The sequence below is a fragment of the Phyllobacterium sp. K27 genome (assembly GCF_054796155.1).
In genome coordinates, this window is the sequence record NZ_JBTWND010000004.1 from 670,194 (window position 1) to 692,392 (window position 22,199).

Below are 22,199 nucleotides of genomic sequence, written 5' to 3' on the forward strand. Positions count from 1 at the left end.
TAGTTATGGTGAAAATTAAGAGCCAATCATGTCTCCGCGAGAGCCTTGGTGCCGTATTATTGAACAATTGTGCCCCCCTGAACGGCTAAAGTTTATAGCCATGCATAAGCAGCGCCAACGTGTGAATCTTGTGCAATTGGGCCTTCTGCTGCATCACCGACCAGATAATCGGGGCCAACCTGACCTTGGATATCCAGCTTGAATCAGGGTTATCTCATTTGGTATTTTCGTGGGTTTTGTAATGTTAAGAAATGTTGCGCAATTATGTGTTTCTGGTGGCAACCAGCAGTTCTCTCAATCCAGCAGAATCATGCTAACTCGCTTCCCGCCAGACTTGGCCTCTCAAGAGTCACCCTTAACGGTATGGTGAAAGAAACGCATTTCGTCAATGCGCCCGTCCGGTAGGGATGCACTGGTCTGCAATCCATCCTTGATTCCGTGGACCCCATTCGGCTTGAATGATCAGCAAGCAGTGCTGATCCAAATAGGATTTGCCAGCAGATCTACGCTCTAGCTGTGAGCTTTCAGGAGGTTGTCCATTCGGAGCGGATTTAGGAGACTGGAGTTACCACACCTCAGTTTTCCAGGATCGCTCCGAATGAACATTCATAAGAATGCCCGACTGACCCCGTTGCGTCGAGAGGAAATGGCTGTCGCGGTTCTTTGCGGTGCGCTGACCAAGGCAGAAGCCGGCCGCGTTTATGCCGTTTCGCTCAAGATCGTGTCGCGCTGGGTCAAACGCTTCGAACAGGGTGGGCGTGCCCAGATGATCGATCGCTCGTCGCGCCCGCAAAACAGTCCACAGCAGACAGATCAGGCGCTGGCGCAGCGCATCATCACGCTTCGCCGCCAGCGCCTGACTGGCAAGCACATTGCTCTCGAAACGGGCGTCTCGCCCGCTACCGTCAGCCGTATCCTGCGGCGCGCAAAGCTCTCGCGGATGAAGGACATTGAACCGGCCGAACCGGTGGTGCGCTACCAGTATAGTGAGCCAGGTGGCCTGATCCATCTCGATATCAAGCGGCTAGGCCGTTTCGAACGGGTCGGTCACCGCATCACCGGTGACCGCAAAGGGCAGAGCAACTCACGTGGTGTCGGCTGGGAATACGTTCACGTCTGCATCGACGACGCCTCCCGCATCGCCTTCACAGATATCTTGCCCGACGAGAAGGCCGTCAGCGCCATTGCCTTTCTCAAGGCGGCGGTCACCTACTACAAGCACCTCGGCGTCACCGTCACACGCGTCATGACCGACAACGGCTCATGCTACAAAGCCAAGGACTTTGCAAAGGCCTGCAAGGCGCTCGGTCTCAAGCATATCCGAACCAAACCCTATACGCCCCAAACCAACGGCAAGGCCGAACGCTTCATCCAGACAGCCTTGCGAGAATGGGCCTATGCACGTGCCTATCCTTCGTCAGAGCTCCGCAAAGCCCATCTCCCACAGTGGACGCATATGTACAATTGGCATCGCCCGCACGGCAGCCTAAAATCACAAACACCCATCAGTCGACTCAGTCTAAACTGGGACAACCTCTTGAGGCTCCACAGCTAGCGGCGGGCATTTTGTACCTCTATGAGCATGCAAGTTGACTAAATCAATTGAATGAATTAAAATCGAGAATTGCAGATGAAGACAGGGTCAATGACATGCGCAAATCCAAAGAGGATCGCGGGGACGTAACCCGCGAGAAGCTACTAACAGTAGCGATTGATGTGTTCGGTCGCTACGGCTTCGATGGCGCGACGACGCGGACGCTGAGCGAAGCGGCCGACGTGAACCAACAGGCGATCCCTTATTATTTCGGTGGCAAAGAAGGGCTTTATATCGCTGCAGCAGAGCATATAGGCTCGGCCATTGCGGCTCATGTGTCGACTTTGCGCAATGACACTCGCTCGCGGCTTGCCGAAGCGGAAGATACGGGCATTCCCCTTGGTGAGGATGACGCGCGCAGCCATTTGACGGAAATTTTGCAGGTGATCGCGACACTGTTCGTCAGCCGGGAGTCCGAGCCATGGGCCCGCTTCCTTATTCGCGAGCAGATGGAGCCAACGGAAGCGTTCAGGCGGATCTATGGCGGTGTCATGAAGCCGTTGCTTGAAGTTGTGGCGCGGCTTGTCGCCATTCTCCTGGACGAGCCCCATGTTTCGCAGCGCGTACGGCTGCGGACGCTGGCGCTGCTGGGGAGTGTCATGGTGTTCCGGGTGGCTCATGCGGCAGTTCTGGCACAGCTTGAGTGGCAGTCTATCGGTCCTAAAGAGGTCGAAACAGTGCGAGGACTCGCACGCGAGCTCGTTGCCGCCATCAACTCGGGAGGTAAGTACGCGTGACCAAAAAGCTTGCTGCCATCATCGTTCTGCTGCTCATTGCGGGTACCGTGGTAGCTTGGCGGTTCGATATTCCATCACGCCTTGGCTGGGATATGCAGCCGGACAACCGCCTGACGCTCTACGGCAATGTCGACATTCGTCAAGTCCAGCTCGGCTTCCGCATTGCAGGGCGGATCAGGGAAGTGCGGGTAGATGAAGGCGATGCCGTCAAGACCGGTGACGTCCTCGCGCGCCTTGATGAAACACCTGCCGAGAATGCCGTCCGCGCGGCGCGAGCCAAAGTTGCGAGCTTGCATGCCACGCTGGAAAAGCTCCAGGCCGGTCCACGCGTCGCGGAGATTGCTCAGGCAGAAGCCTTGTATACCGAGAGCCGTGCCGATCTGCAAAATGCCAGCCAGGCTTTCGAACGGGCGCGTCAGCTCAGGCCCGGTGACGCGATCTCACAGGCTCGACTTGATCAGGCGAAGGCCTTGAAAGATATGGCCTCGGCACGATCTCAGTCGGTGCTTGAGGGGCTGCGTTTGCTGCAGGAGGGCAGCCGGCCCGAAGATATCGCAGCGGCACGTGCCAATCTGCAAGTGGCGGAGGCAGATCTTTCCTCTGCCGAGACATCGCTTGCTGATACCGAGCTTCGCGCACCAGAGGGAGGTGTCATTCTCTCGCGGGTGCGTGAGCCGGGTGCAATCGTGTCGCCAAGCGATATCGTTTATGTCGTGTCGCTGACCAGGCCGGTCTGGGTGCGTGCCTATATCTCGGAGCCGTTCCTTGGCAGGATCCATCCCGGCATGCTTGTGGAAGTGATCTCCGACACGACGCCTGACAAACCCTACAGGGGAAAGGTGGGCTTTGTTTCTCCCGTCGCTGAGTTCACCCCGAAATCCGTCGAAACGCCCGATCTGAGAACCGATCTTGTTTACCGCCTGCGGATCATTATTGATAACGCCGACTCCGGACTGCGTCAGGGTATGCCCGTGACAGTGCGACTGCTCAATGACACTGGCGGAGGCAAATCGTGAAGTCCCGGTCCTCGCCTGCCGAACACGCAACTGTCGATGTTATCCGTCTGACGAATGTCAGCAAACGCTTTGGAAATGCGCCTCCAGCCCTTGATGCGATTGAGGGAATAGTCAGAAGTGGCGAAATTACGGGTTTGGTCGGACCAGATGGCGCTGGCAAGACGACGCTTCTTCGGCTTATGACCGGACTCATGCTGCCTGAATCCGGTACCATCGACGTGCTGGGTTTTGACACACGGCGAAACTCTGCCGCGATCCAGGCTGGGATCGGTTATATGCCACAGCGTTTTGGCCTCTACGAAGACCTTTCCGTACAGGAGAACCTTGATCTTTATGCCGATCTCAGGGGCTTGCCGAATGCGGAGCGACCTGCCGTTTATGGCGACTTGCTGGCCTTCACCGATCTCAAGCCATTTCGGAGTCGTCTTGCCGGAAAGCTGTCCGGGGGAATGAAGCAGAAGCTCGGGCTTGCCTGTGCGCTGCTCAAGAAGCCGCGCCTGTTGTTGCTTGATGAGCCGGGCGTGGGCGTCGATCCAATTTCGCGTCGCGACCTTTGGAGGATGGTCGAGGATCTAACACGAGAAGGCATCGGCGTGGTGTGGTCGACAGCCTATCTGGACGAGGCGGCGGCTTGCGACAGTGTCTTCCTTCTCAATCAGGGCAAGTTGCTCTTTACCGGCCCGCCCTCGCAACTGACCAGCCGGGTGAAGGGCAGGGTGTTCAAGCTAACCGGCATGGTGGAACGGCGCCGTCCTCTTCTTGCCGAGATGCTCAACCAAGATGGTGTGGTGGACGGGGTCATTCAGGGGGAAGCGATCCGACTGGTGCTGGCTCCCGGAGTCAAATCTGCTATCGAGAAGAAGATCGGCTCGAGGGGGCGCCTGGAGCCTGCAACACCTCGTTTCGAAGACGCATTTGTTGATATGCTTGGCGGCGGACCGGGCGGCAGGTCCAAATTGGCGGAAGCTGCCTCGACCCTGGCATCTGACGGGGGCTATCCAGTCATCGTGGCACATGGCCTCACCAAGCGCTTTGGCGATTTCACCGCTGCCGCCGACATCTCGTTTCAAATCCCACGCGGACAGATATTCGGATTGCTCGGGCCCAACGGGGCTGGCAAGTCCACCACCTTCAAGATGCTCTGTGGACTGCTGCGGCCAACGGGAGGCGAGGGCCGTGTCGCTGGCATCGATCTGGGTCGCGACACGGGCGAGGCACGCAATCATCTCGGTTATATGGCCCAGAAATTCTCGCTCTATGGTGATCTGAGTATTGCCCAGAACCTCGCCTTCTTTGCCGGTGTCTATGGGTTGAGCGGCAGGCGCAAGCGGGAGCGTATTGCGCTGATGACGGAGATATTCGATTTCGCGCAGCATGCCGACATGTCTGCGAAGGATCTGCCGCTCGGTATCAAGCAGCGCCTGGCGCTTGCCTGCGCGGCTATGCATGAGCCCGAAGCGCTTTTCCTTGATGAACCGACCTCTGGTGTCGATCCCATCATGCGGCGTGAATTTTGGACGCATATCAACGGATTGGTCGAAAAGGGTGTGACCGTGCTGGTTACCACTCATTTCATGGAGGAGGCGGAATACTGCGATCGCATCTCACTGATCTATCGCGGTCGTTCCATCGCGCTCGGCTCTCCTGATGAACTGAAGGCACGCGTCGCCGGGAAGGACAATCCCGACCCGACAATGGAAGATGCGTTCATTGCATTGGTGCAAGAATCCGAAGCAGAAGGCATTGTAGCATGAATACCTACAAGCTTGGTCAAGACCCTGATCATACCCCGCGTCTTGACCGTGTCCGCCGGTTTGTCGCTCTGGTGCGAAAGGAGACTTATCAGCTCATCCGCGATCCGAGCAGTATCCTCATTGCTTTCGTACTGCCGCTGATCCTGCTCTTCCTCTTTGGGTATGGGGTCTCGCTCGATGCCACCCGCACCCGCATCGGACTCGTGGTGGAGGAACCCACACCTATTACCAGAGATCTGGCCGCAAGTTTCCAGGCTTCCCGCTATTTTGACGTTGTGAATGGTCGCGACAGGCGGGAGTTTCAGGAGAGTCTTATCGTTGGCGAGGTGAGGGGCATCGTGGTGATCTCCGCGACATTCGCTTCCGATTATGCCGAGGGTGCCGCGCCGAAAATCCAGGTGATCGTCGACGGCTCCGATCCGAACACGGCAAGCTTCGTGCAGAACTATGCGCAGGGCGTTGTGGCAACCTGGGCGGCGCTGCACAGCGCCCAGGTCGCGGCGCATCCGCCTGCTATCGACGTGGAACAGCGTTTCTGGTTCAATCCGCAGCTCACCAGCCGCTATTTCCTGGTGCCGGGCTCCATTGCCATCGTGATGACGCTGGTCGGAACGCTTCTCACATCACTCGTTGTTGCGCGCGAATGGGAGCGCGGGACGATGGAAGCAATTATGGCCACGCCCGTAACCGCGGCGGAGCTTCTGGCGGGAAAGATTTTGCCATATTTTGTTTTGGGGCTCGCCTCGATGACGCTCTGCGTCCTTCTCGCCATCTTTTTGTTTGGCGTGCCGTTCAGAGGCTCAATTCTGGCACTTTATGCCCTATCGGCAACATTCCTGGTGCCTGCTCTCGGTCAGGGCCTGCTTATTTCCGCTGCCACAAAGAACCAATTCCTGGCCTCGCAACTGGCGCTGATCTCGGCCTTCCTGCCAGCCTTTTTGCTTTCCGGCTTCTTGTTCGAGATCAATTCGATGCCACAGGTGATCCAGTGGCTGACCACGATCGTTGCTGCGCGCTATCTCATTCCAAGCTTGCAGACGGTATTCCTGGCTGGTGACATTTGGCCGATGTTTTTGAATGCCATCGCTGCCATGCTTATTATCGGCGCAGTATTCTTCGCCCTTGCCGCCCGTAGCACCCGCAAGAGGATTGGCTGAAATGTGGTGGATCCGGATCAAGGCTCTGATCGTCAAGGAACTGCTGGCCGTATTACGCGATCCCAAGAGCCGGCTCATCCTGATCGGACCACCGATCATCCAGCTCGTCGTCTTTTCCTACGCCGCCACTCTTGAAGTGAAGAACGTCGATATCATGATACTCAACCGCGACGGCGGGACCTGGGGACAGGAACTGGTGCATCGGATAGACGGTGCGCCGACGTTCCGCACGATCCTCTATGCGCAGGATCCGGCCACCGTGCGTGACGCCATCGACCGACAGCAGGTGATAGCCGCCGTGCAGATCGGGCAGTCCTTTTCACGCGATATAGAGGCAAGACGTCCGGCCGAGATCCAAATCATTCTCGATGGTCGCCGGTCGAACGCGTCGCAGCTCGTTGCTGGTTATCTCAACCAGATCGTTTCGGGCATTGCCGCCGATACGCCTGCCGGTAGGAGCGCTGCATTGACCGAGATCGAGGTTATTCCACGCAACTGGTTCAATCAAAACCTGATCTTCCAATGGTTCATGGTCCCCAACCTGATCGCCAGCATAGCACTCTTGATCGGACTCATCGTAACCGCACTGTCGATCGCGCGCGAACGGGAGCTTGGAACATTCGACCAGTTGATGGTTTCACCGCTTCGCACCCACGAGATACTCATTGGCAAGCTGACGCCGCCGATGATCATCGGCCTGTTTCATATGACGATCTATATCCTGGCCGCCGTTTTCATCTTCAGTGTGCCGCTCAGAGGTTCGCTGCTCCTGCTGTATGGTAGTGCGGTCGTTTATCTGGCGGCGGTAGTTGGGATCGGTCTATTCATCTCCGCTTTGTCGATGACGCAACAGCAGGCAATCCTCGGTGCATTCCTGTTTATGGTTCCGGCGATGCTTTTATCCGGTTTCGCAACGCCGATAGAAAACATGCCTGCCTGGCTCCAACCGGTGACGTTCGTCAATCCGCTGCGCTATTTTCTCGTTATCGTCAAAGGCGTGTTCTTGCGCGACCTGCCCGCCAGCGAGGTCTTGGCCAACACCATCCCTCTAGCACTGATCGCCATTACCACACTCACTGCCGCCTCATGGCTGTTCCGGCGGCGACTGGAGTGAGAATGAATACGTGCCATTAGAGCCTTCATGCGGCCATGTGACCGCATGATTGACAGCGGGAGGCCAATTTGGCTTGCCGCTAGAAATCCGCCTAGGGGGCGCACGGACAGCTGCCAGAGGTGCCAGTTTGCAATATAAACTTCAATGGGACGGTTTTCGCTGTTTAGTCTTCAACGAGGGCAGTCGGATTGTTCTCAGAACCAAGTCAGGCAAGCATTTCCGGCAATACTATCTCGAGATAAACATCGCCGCATATGATCTCATATCAGTTGAGAATTACTCGGGGAGCCATTGTCTTGTGACGGCGCGTTGAAGAGCCACTCAAGCTTGTAAGTCAGTGGATGGTGATTTCGCCGTTGACCTGTCGCCACTCATTGGCGCCGATAAGGCGCTTGTGAGTATATCGAACCGAGTGAATCGGGCCATCAAGCGTGTTTTGCCAGAAGTCGAGAAACTTTCTCATCTCCAGGAAGTCCGGTGCAAGATCATAATCCTGCCAAATATAAGTCTGCAGGATGAATTTGAAATCCGGAATGCGATAAAGAATATGCGCTGTAGTCAGGCCGTAACCACTGAGCTGGCGCTCCAATTCTGATGAATTCTGCATGCTTCATCTCCGTTCCTTAACGGTCATCAGGGTGACGCATCTTTGCGTGAAAATCAACAGACAATCCATTGTCATTACAGAAATTATTGTGCCTTTCCAATATGTTGGCAGCAGCGCGAGGCGAGTGCTAATTTTTGCTCCCCGGATATTGAAGCTTGCATTTCCTGAAAGCAACTCGGCGCCGACACGAGCTTGTGGTGGAACCAGCTTTAGCCTGCTGGAGTTATTTCTGCATCAGACATGAGCAGAGGAGATCTCGATGAGCAATTCAAAGAGTACCATCAATCACGATGAAATCCGTAACTGGGTGGAAACCCGCGGTGGCCAGCCTGCCATTATCAGAACAAAAGGAGATGGTGGCATTTTGCGCATTGATTTCGGTGAGCCCGATGATGAACTTGAGAAAATTGAGTGGGAGGATTTTTTTCGGGTATTCGACAGCAATAAACTTTCCTTTCTTTATCAGGACAAGACAGAAGATGGGGAAAAAAGCCGTTTCAATAAGTTTATCAGCCGTGACTGATGATAATCCGTCGCAATCGCCAAACGACTGCGGCCCATAAACATTAAGGTCTGCGGTCCAGTTGCTACTCACGAGGATAGGTCATTCATGCAATACCAGTTTCTTCAGAGAAAATATCAAGGTAGCCACACCCAACATGCTGAACGACCCGAAAGGCGCAGCGAATTAGCAATTCAAGAACAATCTTGGCAGCGTGTGACTGTCAAGATAACTAACTGAGTCGTTGAAGTGGTCCTGCCCAGGAGTAAAACTGCGGGCTATATCAAAGGCGTCGGCGACCGCTTTGGATGACCAGTTTCGTCCATTCCCGGCACAATGTCCGTTAGAGCTGATCATTATAGGGATCTTTGGTTTCTGCCACCAATTTGGCTAATTGCGAGAAGGACCAAGGAATTTCTGCACCTGTGTCGTTGGCGATCTGAAGCACGCGTACTGGAAAACAGACGGCATCGCGATTGGCTGGCGAAAGGTCCTCTATAAATCGGTCGTCTCCGCGGGCAGTGGCTTCTGCCTTTTCCAATGCATTATCAATCTCAACTTGGCTAACGACACCTTTGGATACAAGCAAGCGATTGATCGACGCTATGGCAAGACATAGACCCTCAATCTGCAGATTGGCGGCATTCATGGCACTCTCCTGTAGCTATAGTCTTTCACACGCAACGCTTGATCAACCAGATTGATCCATAGAAACTGACAATGATGAAATCCGATGAAGTCAAGCCATCCTTCAAGACGTTGAGGTGCTGGTCAATTTGCACGGGCTTAGGGAGCTTCCAGTTTGGGCAGAATACGATCGCGCTTCGCTAAGTTAGTCTTTGCCCCTATAGATAAACCAGCCGAGAGCTATCATGCCCATGAGGGCTGCAGCATATAGCCAGTAGTCGATCCAAAGCATGGGCACCTCATTTTTGAATGTAAGATGGCTGCGTTCGAATTTTCATGGGGGGCGCCGTTCCACAGCGGGAACGTTTAGGGGTAGTACCCGTTACGTCTGTCTCTAAGGGAGACTATCATGTCAGACAACGATAAATCCAACGGTAACTCTGCTTACAATCGAGGCAGTTCGTCTTTTTTGGGTCGATCAGTTGAAAGCCAAGCGCAGATCGCCGATGCGGAAATACGATCGTCAAGTAGGGTAGGGGAAGGAGAGACACTTCACGTTTATAAGCTCGTCCCAACGGTATCGCCGGATGATCCACGATGGGATAATTCACCGTATCAAGGTGAAATTGGGGTTGCCGCGAGATCAACCGGCGATGCCCGGATAGTGGCTGCTGGACGTGAGCTGGATTTCATGGAAGTTGATGCGGCACCGGCGGATGACGTCACTACTTTTAACGCGAGCGCCTTTCGCGATGATAAGCTTTATACAGTTATCGAAGTTGAGACAGACAGAACCGATTTAAGGCGTGGTGTGATAGACGGCCATGTTGCCGTCGACAACATTCGCCCCACACAGACATAAACGTCGACCGCTGGAGCGATTAAAAAAACGCAATCTTCAACTTTAACGGCATCAATGGTCGACTGAGGGTTCTGCTATTTGATTGGAACGGCGTGGGATTTTCGGTAGGGATGACTGGAAGAAGCTTGTGACGACCCACGACGAGCTCTACATCGCACATCGACGCTGCAATGGTCTGGCCGGACACCGTCTTGTTCCGGTCGGACTTCTAACTATTGGCCTGCTTCCATTAGTTCGGTTCCTTTGAGCTGGAAACCGGTGTTGAGACAACCGAAATAGGATCACTGCAGGGGTGCCACAGCATTGGATAATATTGAGACGTGCCGCTACGCCAGCAAGGTTTCTGTCCGTTTAGCATGGAGTTGCCGCGCTAATAAGCCGGCGGCATCGCCTTCTATGCAAGCGCTCAGACAGTCGCAGGGGTATGTTGGTGATACACAAGGAGCCATTGAGAGTCTTTTTGTGCGTAGGCAGAACTACAATAGGCGCGATAATGGAAGTTCGAGTCGCGGTGAGCTTCTGCCTTATAGGTCAGCAAAACAAACTGTTTTGTCACTTGCGTGATTCTCGGTTGCAGCATTGTCACTGCATTCCAGCGTGGGGCTTCTGACATGGATGAAGTGATTTCCTCTCCCACCAAAACACCAGTCGGATCCGGAAAAACCATTACGCAGTCGTCAGAAATTAAACTTCGGTAGTAACTTTCACCGCTGAACCAAAGACCTTTTTCCATCTCCCAATAAGGAACTTTTTTACCTGCGGCTGAAGCCGGACGAATGTTCCGTGCAAAAAAAGGCACAAGTTCCGAGAGATTGGTTTGCCTCAACTTGAACATGAATAACGGTTCCAGTTTTATCGAATCAACGACCGTCTCCGTTTTTCGTTCCGCTACCGATAAAGTGACTTGAGGCACGATCTGGTAAACAGCATCGACTATTGATTGTGTTGTTGGAACAAGAAACCCGCCGCTGTTTGGATCGTTTCCCACAAATGTCGTGATTGGAGGCACCGTGAGATACTATGCTTGACATGCCCCGCGCCCGCAACCGCATGGTAGACGTGCATATCGAACGCCGCGGGATTCACAACCGCAACGTGTTGGATGCAATGCGCCATGTGCCGCGTGAAAAGTTTGTTGATCCAGGTTTTGAGGAATTCGCCTATGAGGATAATCCGCTGCCGATTGCGGCCAATCAGACAATCTCGCAACCCTATATCGTTGCGTTGATGATTGACGCTGCCGAAGTCGCGGCAGGGGACAGGGTGCTCGAGATCGGTGCTGGTTCTGGTTATGCCGCCGCGGTCATGAGCCGCATTGCTGCACGTGTTCATACAATAGAGCGTCATACAGAGTTGGGCACCGCCGCTAGAAAGCGGATCAAAACGCTTGGTTACAACAATATTGAGTTCAGAATTGGTAATGGAACCAAGGGCTGGCCGGAAGCGGCTCCATTCGATGCAATAATCGTTGCGGCAAGCGGTCCGAGCGTACCGAAAGACCTGAAAGAACAACTCCGTATTGGCGGCCACCTTGTTATTCCACTCGGTGGCGAAACGCGCGATCAGCGCCTCGTCAAGATCACGCGCGTGAGCGAAACAGGATTTGAGGAAGACGATCTTGGAGGCGTGATGTTCGTTCCGCTCGTCGGAGAGCAGGGGTGGACCGAGACTGATGGGGCGCTAACGATGGGAGTGCTCAGTTGATCGCTTTAGTAATCGGCGTATCGTGTTTGATTGGCGAATCCACTCACTGCACTTCCGAATTCCATCGCGCTCGCGCTGCGATCACGCGGACGATTTTGCTGAATTATCAACGGTCGAATTTGACAACAAGCGGCAGATGATCGGATGCCATTTTTGCAGTCTTGATGCCACCGACAGTCACCTCTGACACGCCAAGCCGCCTATCGGTAAAGATGTGGTCTATGCGTAGCAGGGGGAGACGGGATGGAAATGTGTTCTTCGGGCGAAATCCTCCTTCCACCCAGACATCTGCGAACTCCCGTGTGATTTGCTTGTAAGCCAAGGATGAAGGTATGGCATTGAAGTCACCGAGAAGAATTCTGGGAGACTTGCAGTCTGGATTACCCAACCACGTCGGTCCAAGCAAAGCCGCAACTTGTAGTGATCGGTCCTTGCGAGACAAACCCAAATGCGTATTGACGACATTAAAGCAGGTTCCCTGGTTTTCAATTTGGACCCAGATTGCTCCCCTGGTTTCACCAATTGATGGCAGAGCGCCCGCTTTCACAAGGCGCATGTCCATTGTCGTCAAGATGGCATCTCCGTACTGTTCCTCGGCAACCGTGATTGTTGGATTGAAAAATAGCTTCATACCGAGATGAACAGCAATCGCATGTGACTGATCTATGCCTCCGGTGCGCCTTCGCCCCACGTCAAGTTCCTGAAGTGCTACCACGTCGGGGCGGCAAGCTGCGATTACTTCTGCAATGCGCGAAGGCGAAGCTTGGCCGTCAGAACCAATACAACTGTGTACGTTATACGTTAGGATTCTGATTTGCTGCTCCCACTTGTTGGAGAAGGAACCTACCTGTCCGACTTCCGTTCCATCTAGGTCGAGAAATGTGAACAGTGGCAGAGCGATAATTGATGACTTGGCGCAAACGTGTTGTAAAACTGTCCGTGACCGTGGCGATATTGCTATCGTTGTTTTTGATTTATCGCAGCATCAATCGGTACAGTCTAGATGAAATTGTCCAGTCACTCGGCGGCATTCCATTCCAACACTTGATCCCAGCGGTCGGATTTGCAGCGACGAGTTACGCCTGCCTCACAGGTTTCGACGCACTGGGACTGAGATACGCTCGAAAGCCACTGCCTTATGCGCGCGTCGCATTGACATCCTTTGTCAGCCTTTCAATTGGCCATAATATCGGGCTTTCGGCTCTCAGCAGCGGAGCAATTCGCTACCGCTTTTATTCGCGTTGGGGATTGGACGCCCAGGACGTTGCCAAGGTTGTTCTTTTTTCAGGATTAACGGTCGCCCTGGGCCTTCTGACCTTATGTGCAGTTTCTATGCTCGCGAGTCCTCTTTCTGCCGTCGAAATTACTGGCATAGCTCACAGATGGATTATGGCAGTCGGACTTACAATTGCGGCATCACTGGTGATATTTGTTTTTCTATGTGCAAAGCTTCGCCGTCCTGTGATGATCTGGCGTTGGCAATTTGAATTACCCACTATGCGTCTGGCTATCACTCAGATCGTCTTGGGAACTTTGAATTTTTCGCTTATAGCGGCCAGTCTCCATCAACTTATTCTGGCGTTCCAGGACGTCAGTTATTGGGATGTATCAACAGTCTATGCAATCGCCAACGGAGCGGCAATAGCCAGTCACGTGCCGGGAGGGCTGGGAGTGCTGGAGGCAACCACGCAATTTTTGTTACCACAAGCAGCAACAATCGGAGCCGTAATTGCTTTTCGCGTCATCTATTTTTTCCTGCCTCTGCCATTTGGTCTCTTGTTGTTTGCTGCTGCAGAGCGCTCTTTCAAAAATCGCGCATTGAAGTCCGGGATCGAAAAGCGCGCGCAAGCTTCAGAATATATCGAAGCGGACGAAACGGTGTTGCGGGGTCGAACAACGAGGTGAGGGGGATCGGAGTTCTCGTCCCATTCTTTTGGTCTATGCACAGCGGGGTCAACCAACGCTGCCCTTTTTCAATTTTCGCGTCAATCAGTGTAATAATAGATCCGCATCTACGGATGTGATCATTCACCGCCAGTGGCGACAGGCCCAGATGCTCACCAATTAGCGAATTGCGCATCCGCGAAATCGCTTCGCTTTCGGACGATGAGTTCGTTTCAAGAGCCACGTCGCATTCGCTGTCCATGCCTCGCGAGCGATTGTTGAAATTGGACGAGCCAATTCGTAAGAACACATCGTCAACGACCAAGACTTTCGAGTGAACAAAAACGGGCACGGAGGCGAGGGTTTCAGGATCCTGTACCGCAGGATAGACGACACGTAACCGTTTGAATATGTCTGCCTGTTGCAGGCGGCGAACAAGCCGGTCTCGATTGCCGCCCATGTAAATGCGTTCGAGGTGTCCGTGGCTTTCTTTTGGAACAACAATTGTGATTTCCGGCCCGTTGGGGTCAGCCAATTTCCTGGCAAGCAACGCTCCGATTTTGCGGCAGGTAAGATATTGCGTTTCGATGTAGATAAGATGTCTGGCCGATTTTAATGCCGCTTCATTCAAACTTTCGATTTCGCGGACCCCGCGAGTAAACAGCGTGCCCGGCATTGTCCGCGCGATCGAGACAAAAGTATCGCGCAGGTCGGGCTTCAAGCTTTCCGGCCATAGGTCTTCAGTCGTTTCGAGCGCTGCAATGCGGGAGGCATTGCAGGCTGACCATCGCGCACGTACGAGATCGGCCAGAGACTTGGCAGCTTCGTGGTCGACGGCAATTTGCACATCATGAACAGCATCGTACGGCTTACCGTCCGGATCCTTGCGTCTGACATCGTGGACCAAGTGACGAGAGGTGTCCCAGCGGCGGATCGTTAAGTCAATACCTCCTGAAAATGCGAGAGAATCATCAATGCAGACAATCTTTTGATGATGGCTGCCGCGCCAAGGATGCCGACTGTCATAGCATAGCTTTATACGGGGATGTTGAGCCCATGGTTCGCGGGTAAAAAAACGCATTTGTCTGCCGGAATAGATTGGTCCACTTGCCCATATGAGGATGTGAATGACGAGGGTGGACTTGGCCTCCACGAGGCGAAGCAACAAGCGCCCGAGCTCTTCCGGACCACGGCGATCAGGTCGCAACATGATCCGGCCGTTGAAGTCCCATCCTGCTATCAGGATTGATTTTTGTGCACTTTTGAACGCTTCTTCGAGATAACGATAATAGTCCGCAGCATCTACAATAATTGCAACACGCCGAGAATGAGCTTTACACCAAGCATTGATTCCTATTTTGGTAATGGAACTTGCCTGTGTCAGAGTAGATGATTGGCGAAGCGCGCCATATTCAACGGACGATGTCAATCACACACTTCCTTGGTTTCGACTATTGCTCCAACTCCCGTTTTGCCTATTGGTTCCAGTTTAAATCCGGCTTCAATGTCTCTTGAGGCAGAACACCAGATCATCTCGGTTTCAATTTCGGCCGTGCGGTCGTAAAGGTGTCTGGGCCCCATTTACGACAGTCTGCTCATGAAACCGAGAGATGTCCAACATTTCTAGGAGCAACTCGGATGGGTAATATCGCGCAAAGCCTTCGAGCTGACAGGCATTAATATTCCAAGTGCTGCTCGCAGGCTCAAGACAAGCAATCCGAACTAATGGTGAGGTGTATAACCACCAAGATTATGATCGAAATGCATGGGCTGGAAGACCAGCTTTTGACTCAAAGATGCAGCCAGCAGTTGCGGGGCAGCGAAGTCTGTCGCTGGAACCTACTGCACTAGGTCAACGTTCAGGCATCATATTCATACAACGGAGCACCGAATGCCGAAGCGTAATCGCAACAAGCGTCAGCATCCCAATATACCCTTTGAGCATGGCGCACGCATATTATCCTCGGTCCAGGTCGACAGTTATAATCTCAGAATTAGCGACAAAGACGGGTTTATAGGAGACAATGCAAACAAGGCCGCATTCTTGGAAAAAGTGGCCCATTGGCGCAAGCAGATTGATGGGCATACAGCCGAAAAGCACTTGCACAAGGCCAGTTCCGACATCTCCAAAACGGGTATAGAAAAGATACTCGAGGGCGAGGATGAACTGGCTCAGGCCATTGTCTGGTCGGCAATCCATGACTTTGCAGCCGACTTGTCTGACGTTATTGATCGCTTTTTGAAGGAAAAAAATTGGGCGAAAACCGAGCGGATTGCCGTCGGAGGTGGTCTCAGCGAAAGTGCCGCCGGACGACTTGCCATCGCGGAGGCAATGTTGCGCTTGAATTCACTGGGGACTGAAATTGATCTTGTTCCGATTGAATATCCGGCAGATGAGGCAGGACTGATCGGCGCCGTTCACCTTGTGCCTGCATGGGTGCTAAAGGGCCATGACGCGATCGTCGGTGTAGACATAGGAGGTACCAATATCCGGGCGGGAATAGTCGCATGGGAGACCAAAAAGAAAGGCACCCTCGTCTCTAAAGCAAAGGTTTGGAAGATGGATTTGTGGCGTCATGGCGACGAGGTGCCGTCAAGAAGCAAAGCTACAAAGCGTTTGGCCAAGATGATCAAAAATCTTTTGGAAGATGCAAAAGAAGCCGACATCAGGGTGGCTCCCATAATCGGAATTGCCTGCCCCGGGATCATTGAAAGCGATGGTTCTATTGCCGCAGGAGGTCAGAATTTGCCGGGCGACTGGGAGAGCAAGTCTTTCAATCTGGCCCATGAAATCACCAGCTCAATCCCATCGATCCAGGGCAAGGACACTTTCGTAGTGATCCATAATGATGCCGTCGTTCAGGGACTTTCTCAAGTTCCGTTAATGGGAGATGTTCATCGCTGGGGTATCCTCACGATCGGAACCGGCCTTGGCAATGCCAGATTCACGCGCAATCCATGACGAATCAGGTTCTGTTTGCCTGAAGGAGCTTGGCCTGAATTTCTTGGCCAAGTGCAACTTCTTCGGGAGACAGAGCCGTCGGCGTTCCGGCAAGATGCCAGCCCAATGTCACATCTGCGACCATGGCTATGCTTTCAAATTCGGAATGATTGAACTCGACAGGATGGTCAGGAGTCATCTGGCGAATTTTGGGCAATAGTTTGAGGGCTCGAATGTGCTCATGATCGTCGCTGTCGTCGAGACGCAAGGCTGCGTCGGTATATAGACTTTTGAGCAATTGGAGTTGTGCGTGATTCAAAGTTAATGTGGGCATCCAGTTCTCCGCTTCACAAAATAACGAATGAGGCACTCCATTGTTCCAAATCTGAGCTCATTACTTTGAACTCGCCAAAACAGCGTGCTGGGCCGCGTAAACCATTTTTGGAACCCGCGATGTCATCCAGCCACCATACCTTAACCAAAGTCACTGCTCCCTAATGCTGGAATTATTCGGATCTGACCTCCGGCTCATGCTTGATGGCATTGAGGCAGCGATAGGTCGGCGCATAAACGGGATCTGCAGTCGCGATCGCGTCCGGTCGGAGGCTCATTAATCGACAATGTACAGACCACATGTGGAGGTTCGCCCACGAGTTCTCGTCTTGGCACGGCATTACTCGCGGTGATCTCTTCGCGCGTTACAACGGTCTCAGCGAAAATGAGCACAGGTATCGATTACGAGGGCAGCCGCTCCTCCCCAAAGAACCCCGGCGAGCGAAATCAAAATCAGAAGCCTCGTTACTCTGACGGAGAACAACCAAGTTGCCTTACTGCGTGGATGATAGCGCAGCCAGCGGGTAAGAGTTACAGGCCAATAAAGCGCGGCGGCTAATCCAAAAGCGGCACAGGCCGTCATGACCACAATAGCGACAACAACGGCAGTGGAGGAGCCTTCACCATTACCTTGATTGCTGATGGCACAGAATGCGGATTGATATCCATAAACCAATGTGAAATGTACGGCCCACAGCAGAGGGCCGATCAGCAGGACAAGCACTGCACTTGTTATCGAGTTTTCTTTCTTACCCTTACTCATCGCCATTTTCAGCCGATCATCCTGGGAAAACCGTGAACGAGAAGCAGTCCTGCAAGTGACTGCGCGGCGGCGTAGTAGTAAAGCAGCCTGTAGTTGTCAAAGGTGACCCTGCGCACTGAATCCAAGCGTCCGGCAATATGGCGAGCGATCGTAAACAAACCCATGACAAACAAAGCCAGCACGAGCTGCCCAAACAGGACCGCTGCCAGATATACCAACGCTCCATAGCTATTGTCGCCAGGCCGAAGGCCGCTGCGATAGTGCCCCAGCAGTTCCAAACCGATTGCAGCAAAAAGTATAAAAAGCGATGCCAGCAATATGAGTGGCAGGACGAAACGACGTGTCGCAAGTGATGCCAAGCGGCGGTTCGCTGACCATAAAACGGCCGTGCCTGCCACCAGAAAACTGGCCGAGGCAGAAGGCCAAGCAAGCGACGGAATTTCCAGACCATCTGTCGATGGCCATACGTCCGGCGAAACAAGCCACAGATAAAGGTAGGAAAAAATGTAGGCGAGATAGAGTGAGCCCGCAACGAACATCAGGACGATCATTGCCCACCAGGAATGTGATGTCGAGCCGGACATATAGGTGGGTACCTTGATCCCGTTTCCGATCTCGATGTCGCCCTTCGAGGGACCCAGATCCAGCTCCCACGCCCAAAGCAGGCAAAACGCCACTGCCAGAATGCCACAGATGGAGGCAATGACAACCGCCTTTACTGTCAGGAGTAGAAAGAATGCTGCCGTGAAAATTGCTGCAAGAAAGGGCCACCAGCTTGGTCCTGGCATCCGGATGACGTATTGTGGTTGCGCTGTGATAGGAGAGGTCACGATGGTTTCGCGTCCTCCTGTAGGGGCATTAGGCAAATAATGATGTCCGGCTGTCACCTGGTGCGCCAACCCCGGTTGGTCCCACAACGGATCCAGGCTGGTGACGTGGGGAATGCTGCGGGCCGAATAGACACCACCGGGCAGCCATTCGAGCGTCCCGGCGCCCCAGGGGTTCTGCGGCCCGCCTTTTCCGATACGGAAGTTGCGAAACAGATCGATGACGAAGAGCAGGACGCCGACGGCCATCACGTAAGATCCGATCGTCGAGACGGTGTTGAGCGTGTCCCAGCCGATATTCCCGGGATAGGTCCATACCCGCCTGGGCATGCCGCGCAAACCCGTCACATGCATTGGCAGGAAGGTGACATTAAAGCCGATGAACATCAGCGTGAAGACCCAGCGGCCGATACGCTCGGACAACATCTTTCGACTTACCATGGGAGCCCAATAGTAAAACGTAGCGAATAGGGGAAACACCATGCCGCCAATTAGGACATAGTGAAAATGCGCTACCACGAAATAGGTATCATGTGCCTGGAAATCGAACGGAACCATCGCCACCATTATTCCCGTGAGCCCGCCGAGGGTAAAGATGAACAAAAATCCGAGAATGAAAAGAGAAGGGGTGGTAATCCGATAGCGTCGATGCCCCGCCGCGATTGTTGCGATCCAGGAGAAAACCTGAATACCAGATGGAATGGCAACGACCATACTTGCCGCGGAAAAGAATGCCAGGCTTAGAGCAGGTATGCCTGTTGTGAACATGTGGTGCACCCAAAGTCCGAAGCTAAAGAAACCGGTCCCGATCAAAGCAACTACAATCAGCGGATATCCCACCAACGGCGTGCGTGCCATCGTCGGCACCATCATGGAGACAAGGCCGGCTGCGGGGAGAAATATGATATAGACTTCGGGGTGTCCGAAAAACCAGAACAGATGCTGCCACAGAACCGGGTCTCCGCCCCCTGTCGCGCTGAAGAACGGCCAACCGAACGCCCTCTCGATTTCCAACATCATCGTGGCGAGGATGACAGCAGGAAACGCGAACATGATCATGCTTGCGAATATGAGCATGGACCAGACGAAGACAGGCATCTTGGCGAGCGTCATTCCGGGTGGTCGGGTTCTCAGCGCCCCGACGACTATCTCGATAGCTCCAGCGATTGCCGATATCTCGATAAAACCGATCCCCAGAAGCCAGAAGTCTGCATTGTCCCCTGGCGAGTACTTCATAAGCGTCAAGGGAGGATACATGAACCAGCCTCCTTTCGGTGCCAGGTCATAAAAAATCGTCGAGAAGAAGACGAGACCGCCGACGACATATGCCCAGATGGCGAAAGCGCTCAACCGGGGAAACGGCAGATCGCGGGCGGCAAGCATTTGCGGAAGCAGCATAACCCCTAGTGCCTCGACGGCAGGCACAGCAAACAGAAACATCATCGTTGTTCCGTGGACCGTGAAAAGCTGGTTGTAGAGATTCTGGCCGATAAAATCGTTATCGCCGACGGCAAGTTGTGTGCGCATAAGAAGCGCCAGAACACCTGCCATCAGAAAAAAGAGAAAAGCAACACCAATGTAAAGCAGGCCAATGACGGTATTGTTGACTGCCGTGAACATTCGCCATCCCTTGGGAGTGGCCCATATACGTTCAAGTTCTGCGATTTCGCCTTCTGGCCGGCGGCCGGGATTGGGAAGCTTCACCATCACGCCCCTCCTGCCTGACGCAAAAAGAAAAGGCCAACAAGCCCCGCGAGGTAGACAATTGTCACTGCGAAGGAATCATATCCTACGCCCAAGATCGTGCGATCTCGTCTTTCCGACAGGCCTGCCAGAAAAATCGCCGTCACGGTTATGCCGATCATGGCGGCCAGCGATTCGAAGCGGCCCGCACCGTTCATGACTGCTTGGCTGCCTTCGCTGATATCGATCAGAAACAAAAACGACAGATCAAACAGATTGGTGCCGAAGATATCTGACATGGCCATCGTGTAAAGGCCGGCCCGTGCAGCGCTGAGTACAGTGCTAAGCTCCGGCAACGATGTCGCAATTGCCACCAAAACCGCGCCGATAAAGCTTTGGCCAAGGCCGCTTGCCTGGGCGATCTCATCACCGGTTCGAGCAAGAACATAACCGGCGATGACGATTACCGCTCCGGCAATACTGGCCCGGCACGCCGCCCAGCGGAGCGATTTCTCCCCATCTTTCCCAGCCATCAATTTTGCCCGCTGCTGTTCCTTGTCTCTGAGATGGCGTTCGGCGGGAATCCAAGGAACGTCGCCCTGGACCTTGGACAACGCCCAGAGGCAAAAACTGGTTACCAGCGCCAGCAGCCACATCCAGATGCCGGCGTTGAGGACGGGGTAGTCACCAACGATGAGAGCCGCCGAAACGATCGATAAAAGAAGTATCTTTAGGGAGCCCTGAAAAATAACCACGGGATCCGGAACAATCGACGTCAGAGCACGCTTGCCGGTGAGCGCATCCGCAACAGCAAGAATCGCTACCTGCATAGCAATTCCTCCAAGGATGCTGTTCACCGCCAAGTCCGCTTTTCCGCTGAACGAGGCCGTGAGTGAAACTGCGAGTTCCGGCAGTGAAGTAACACCACCAAGAAGCAGCAAACCGATCAGAGCTTGCCCGAGCCCGGTCTTTTGGCTGATGACATTTGCATAGCGCGTGATCCTCACACCAGCAAACCAAACACAGGCAGCTGCAACGCTGAACAGCGCCAGATTCAACCAAAGACCCAAGGCAGAAAAGTCAAACATCAACATCACCTTAGTTGTTCGAGATAGGAGGCCAGCCGGTTCGTTTCTTCCTGTGAGAAGAAGCCGTCATAAGACGGCATCAAGTTTTCAGGCTTGATGTGATGACTGTCCTGAATCCAACGCGCGAAATCCTCTACATCGTTCTTCAAAGTCGCAGCAGCCAGCGAATGACGACTTCCAACATGGGTCAGATCGGGCCCGATAGTGCCATCGGCTGACGTGCCGCGTACTGAATGACACCCACCGCAACCAGACGCGAGAAAAAGCTCGTGGCCTTCGACAGCCGCTCTTGTGGTCGGTGCGTGGCTCTCGGCGGCCTCTTTGGCAAGCCAGGAACTGAATTCAGGCTCTGTCATCCCGACGACATAAAATGACATGAGCGCATGGGCTCCGCCGCAATACTCAGCGCACTGTCCTCTGCTGAAGCCGGGCGCCGTAACCTCCAGCGTCTGCACATTGGTGCGCCCGGGAATCATATCGAGTTTGCCAGCCAGGCGCGGCACCCAAAAGCTATGAATTACATCGGAAGATGTCAGATGTATCTCGACCGGCTGTCCGACCGGCAGGCGGATTTCGTTTGCACTTTCGGTTCGCCGCCCCTCGGCATCAATATAAGTGACGCGCCACCACCACTGCTCGCCAACAACCTCCACGCGCAAGCGTCCCGTCAAAGAGAGAATTGAACTCTTGCCGCTGGTCATCAGATAAAACCCCAGAGCAAGCAATGCAGTCAGTACGACGAGGGGGAAAATCACTCCTCCTGCAATCACCAGACTTTCGCCCGATAGGCGTTGGCGCCATCGCGCACTTCCGAACAGTGCAAGGGCGGTCAGTGCGCAGACAACTAGAAGAACTACACTACAGCCAACAATAAGTAGCCACGAAAGCGATGCGATACGATGTGCCTCGGCGCCGGCAGGATCAAGCGCCGACTGAACTCCCGCGCACCCGCCGAGCATGAGTGTCCCACCTGACGACAGCAACATCCATACCGCTAGTCTCAGGG

Annotated in this window: 20 protein-coding genes and 1 pseudogene; 11 read left to right on the top strand and 10 right to left on the bottom strand. The window is 53.8% G+C overall.

Going from position 1 to position 22,199, the window contains the following annotated elements:
* The first annotated feature begins 598 nt into the window (after nucleotides 1-598).
* The 6 genes from ACYJL1_RS24650 to ACYJL1_RS24675 all read left to right on the top strand — a co-directional run bounded on the left by ACYJL1_RS24650 (nucleotide 599) and on the right by ACYJL1_RS24675 (nucleotide 7,372).
* The gene (locus tag ACYJL1_RS24650; RefSeq protein ID WP_460896073.1) at nucleotides 599-1,555 is read left to right on the top strand and encodes an IS481 family transposase; all 957 of its coding nucleotides are present in this window, start codon (nucleotides 599-601) and stop codon (nucleotides 1,553-1,555) included.
* A gap of 95 nt (nucleotides 1,556-1,650) precedes the next feature.
* Nucleotides 1,651-2,331, top strand: a complete 681-nt coding sequence (locus ACYJL1_RS24655; protein WP_460899722.1) for a CerR family C-terminal domain-containing protein — start codon at nucleotides 1,651-1,653, stop codon at nucleotides 2,329-2,331.
* On the top strand, nucleotides 2,328-3,347 hold the full coding sequence (gene hlyD, locus ACYJL1_RS24660) for a secretion protein HlyD (RefSeq protein WP_460899723.1): 1,020 nt from the start codon (nucleotides 2,328-2,330) through the stop codon (nucleotides 3,345-3,347). The genes ACYJL1_RS24655 and hlyD overlap by 4 nt, the downstream gene beginning before the upstream one ends.
* Nucleotides 3,344-5,101 (top strand): ATP-binding cassette domain-containing protein, encoded by a 1,758-nt coding sequence (locus ACYJL1_RS24665; protein ID WP_460899724.1) that lies wholly within the window; start codon nucleotides 3,344-3,346, stop codon nucleotides 5,099-5,101. The genes hlyD and ACYJL1_RS24665 overlap by 4 nt, the downstream gene beginning before the upstream one ends.
* Nucleotides 5,098-6,258 (top strand): ABC transporter permease, encoded by a 1,161-nt coding sequence (locus ACYJL1_RS24670; protein WP_460899725.1) that lies wholly within the window; start codon nucleotides 5,098-5,100, stop codon nucleotides 6,256-6,258. The genes ACYJL1_RS24665 and ACYJL1_RS24670 overlap by 4 nt, the downstream gene beginning before the upstream one ends.
* A 1-nt stretch (nucleotide 6,259) precedes the next feature.
* Nucleotides 6,260-7,372 carry an ABC transporter permease gene (locus ACYJL1_RS24675; RefSeq protein ID WP_460899726.1) on the top strand — a complete coding sequence of 371 codons (1,113 nt, stop codon included), beginning with the start codon at nucleotides 6,260-6,262 and terminating at the stop codon, nucleotides 7,370-7,372.
* Nucleotides 7,373-7,706: 334 nt separating this feature from the next.
* Here ACYJL1_RS24675 and ACYJL1_RS24680 read toward each other — a convergent pair whose 3' ends face one another.
* Nucleotides 7,707-7,979, bottom strand: coding sequence for an usg protein (locus ACYJL1_RS24680; protein ID WP_460899727.1), 273 nt, complete (start codon nucleotides 7,977-7,979; stop codon nucleotides 7,707-7,709).
* 259 nt (nucleotides 7,980-8,238) lie between these two features.
* Here ACYJL1_RS24680 and ACYJL1_RS24685 point away from each other — a divergent pair, with 259 nt between their 5' ends.
* The gene (locus ACYJL1_RS24685; protein WP_460899728.1) at nucleotides 8,239-8,502 is read left to right on the top strand and encodes a hypothetical protein; all 264 of its coding nucleotides are present in this window, start codon (nucleotides 8,239-8,241) and stop codon (nucleotides 8,500-8,502) included.
* Nucleotides 8,503-8,824: 322 nt separating this feature from the next.
* On the opposite strand, the gene ACYJL1_RS24690 is transcribed toward ACYJL1_RS24685, so the two are convergent.
* Complete coding sequence (locus tag ACYJL1_RS24690; RefSeq protein WP_460899729.1) at nucleotides 8,825-9,130, bottom strand: hypothetical protein; 306 nt, start codon at nucleotides 9,128-9,130, stop codon at nucleotides 8,825-8,827.
* A gap of 387 nt (nucleotides 9,131-9,517) precedes the next feature.
* On the opposite strand from ACYJL1_RS24690, the gene ACYJL1_RS24695 reads away from it, so the two are divergent.
* Entirely contained in the window at nucleotides 9,518-9,970 is a 453-nt protein-coding gene (locus ACYJL1_RS24695; RefSeq protein ID WP_460899730.1) for a hypothetical protein, read from the top strand.
* A gap of 406 nt (nucleotides 9,971-10,376) precedes the next feature.
* Here the strand turns inward: ACYJL1_RS24695 and ACYJL1_RS24700 are convergent, their stop codons facing one another.
* Nucleotides 10,377-10,958 carry a hypothetical protein gene (locus ACYJL1_RS24700; RefSeq protein WP_460899731.1) on the bottom strand — a complete coding sequence of 194 codons (582 nt, stop codon included), beginning with the start codon at nucleotides 10,956-10,958 and terminating at the stop codon, nucleotides 10,377-10,379.
* A 32-nt stretch (nucleotides 10,959-10,990) separates the two neighbouring features.
* On the opposite strand from ACYJL1_RS24700, the pseudogene ACYJL1_RS24705 reads away from it, so the two are divergent.
* Nucleotides 10,991-11,772 (top strand): annotated as a pseudogene (locus ACYJL1_RS24705) (protein-L-isoaspartate(D-aspartate) O-methyltransferase); the annotation flags it as partial.
* Nucleotides 11,773-11,780: 8 nt separating this feature from the next.
* Here the strand turns inward: ACYJL1_RS24705 and ACYJL1_RS24710 are convergent.
* A complete protein-coding gene (locus tag ACYJL1_RS24710) occupies nucleotides 11,781-12,488 on the bottom strand; it encodes an endonuclease/exonuclease/phosphatase family protein (protein ID WP_460899998.1) in 708 nt (235 codons plus the stop codon).
* Nucleotides 12,489-12,580: 92 nt separating this feature from the next.
* Here ACYJL1_RS24710 and ACYJL1_RS24715 point away from each other — a divergent pair, with 92 nt between their 5' ends.
* Nucleotides 12,581-13,579 (top strand): lysylphosphatidylglycerol synthase domain-containing protein, encoded by a 999-nt coding sequence (locus ACYJL1_RS24715; protein ID WP_460899732.1) that lies wholly within the window; start codon nucleotides 12,581-12,583, stop codon nucleotides 13,577-13,579.
* Here the strand turns inward: ACYJL1_RS24715 and ACYJL1_RS24720 are convergent.
* Entirely contained in the window at nucleotides 13,479-14,987 is a 1,509-nt protein-coding gene (locus ACYJL1_RS24720) for a phospholipase D-like domain-containing protein (protein ID WP_460899733.1), read from the bottom strand. The two genes, ACYJL1_RS24715 and ACYJL1_RS24720, sit on opposite strands and share 101 nt — an antisense overlap.
* Nucleotides 14,988-15,449: 462 nt before the next feature.
* Between ACYJL1_RS24720 and ACYJL1_RS24725 the strand changes: the two genes are divergently transcribed.
* Complete coding sequence (locus tag ACYJL1_RS24725) at nucleotides 15,450-16,520, top strand: ROK family protein (RefSeq protein WP_460899734.1); 1,071 nt, start codon at nucleotides 15,450-15,452, stop codon at nucleotides 16,518-16,520.
* 4 nt (nucleotides 16,521-16,524) lie between these two features.
* On the opposite strand, the gene ACYJL1_RS24730 is transcribed toward ACYJL1_RS24725, so the two are convergent.
* The 5 genes from ACYJL1_RS24730 to ACYJL1_RS24750 form a co-directional block, all read right to left on the bottom strand.
* Nucleotides 16,525-16,833: a hypothetical protein gene (locus ACYJL1_RS24730; RefSeq protein WP_460899735.1), complete on the bottom strand. Its 309-nt coding sequence runs from the start codon at nucleotides 16,831-16,833 to the stop codon at nucleotides 16,525-16,527.
* 375 nt (nucleotides 16,834-17,208) lie between these two features.
* Nucleotides 17,209-17,595, bottom strand: coding sequence for a hypothetical protein (locus tag ACYJL1_RS24735; RefSeq protein WP_460899736.1), 387 nt, complete (start codon nucleotides 17,593-17,595; stop codon nucleotides 17,209-17,211).
* A gap of 8 nt (nucleotides 17,596-17,603) precedes the next feature.
* The gene (gene ctaD / locus ACYJL1_RS24740; RefSeq protein WP_460899999.1) at nucleotides 17,604-20,126 is read right to left on the bottom strand and encodes a cytochrome c oxidase subunit I; all 2,523 of its coding nucleotides are present in this window, start codon (nucleotides 20,124-20,126) and stop codon (nucleotides 17,604-17,606) included.
* Between the two features lie 2 nt (nucleotides 20,127-20,128).
* Nucleotides 20,129-21,193 (bottom strand): sodium:calcium antiporter, encoded by a 1,065-nt coding sequence (locus ACYJL1_RS24745; protein WP_460899737.1) that lies wholly within the window; start codon nucleotides 21,191-21,193, stop codon nucleotides 20,129-20,131.
* Between the two features lie 5 nt (nucleotides 21,194-21,198).
* On the bottom strand, nucleotides 21,199-22,197 hold the full coding sequence (locus ACYJL1_RS24750) for a cytochrome c oxidase subunit II (protein ID WP_460900000.1): 999 nt from the start codon (nucleotides 22,195-22,197) through the stop codon (nucleotides 21,199-21,201).
* Between the last annotated feature and the right edge of the window lie 2 nt (nucleotides 22,198-22,199).

Coding starts and splice junctions, on each gene's coding strand:
- ACYJL1_RS24685 (WP_460899728.1), top strand. CDS start 8,239: ATGAGCAATTCAAAGAGTACCATCAATCACGATGAAATCCGTAACTGG.
- ACYJL1_RS24715 (WP_460899732.1), top strand. CDS start 12,581: ATGACTTGGCGCAAACGTGTTGTAAAACTGTCCGTGACCGTGGCGATA.
- ACYJL1_RS24670 (WP_460899725.1), top strand. CDS start 5,098: ATGAATACCTACAAGCTTGGTCAAGACCCTGATCATACCCCGCGTCTT.
- ACYJL1_RS24735 (WP_460899736.1), bottom strand. CDS start 17,595: ATGAGTAAGGGTAAGAAAGAAAACTCGATAACAAGTGCAGTGCTTGTC.
- ACYJL1_RS24655 (WP_460899722.1), top strand. CDS start 1,651: ATGCGCAAATCCAAAGAGGATCGCGGGGACGTAACCCGCGAGAAGCTA.
- ACYJL1_RS24690 (WP_460899729.1), bottom strand. CDS start 9,130: ATGAATGCCGCCAATCTGCAGATTGAGGGTCTATGTCTTGCCATAGCG.
- ACYJL1_RS24675 (WP_460899726.1), top strand. CDS start 6,260: ATGTGGTGGATCCGGATCAAGGCTCTGATCGTCAAGGAACTGCTGGCC.
- ACYJL1_RS24725 (WP_460899734.1), top strand. CDS start 15,450: ATGCCGAAGCGTAATCGCAACAAGCGTCAGCATCCCAATATACCCTTT.
- ACYJL1_RS24695 (WP_460899730.1), top strand. CDS start 9,518: ATGTCAGACAACGATAAATCCAACGGTAACTCTGCTTACAATCGAGGC.
- ACYJL1_RS24730 (WP_460899735.1), bottom strand. CDS start 16,833: ATGCCCACATTAACTTTGAATCACGCACAACTCCAATTGCTCAAAAGT.
- ACYJL1_RS24680 (WP_460899727.1), bottom strand. CDS start 7,979: ATGCAGAATTCATCAGAATTGGAGCGCCAGCTCAGTGGTTACGGCCTG.
- ACYJL1_RS24650 (WP_460896073.1), top strand. CDS start 599: ATGAACATTCATAAGAATGCCCGACTGACCCCGTTGCGTCGAGAGGAA.
- ACYJL1_RS24745 (WP_460899737.1), bottom strand. CDS start 21,193: ATGTTTGACTTTTCTGCCTTGGGTCTTTGGTTGAATCTGGCGCTGTTC.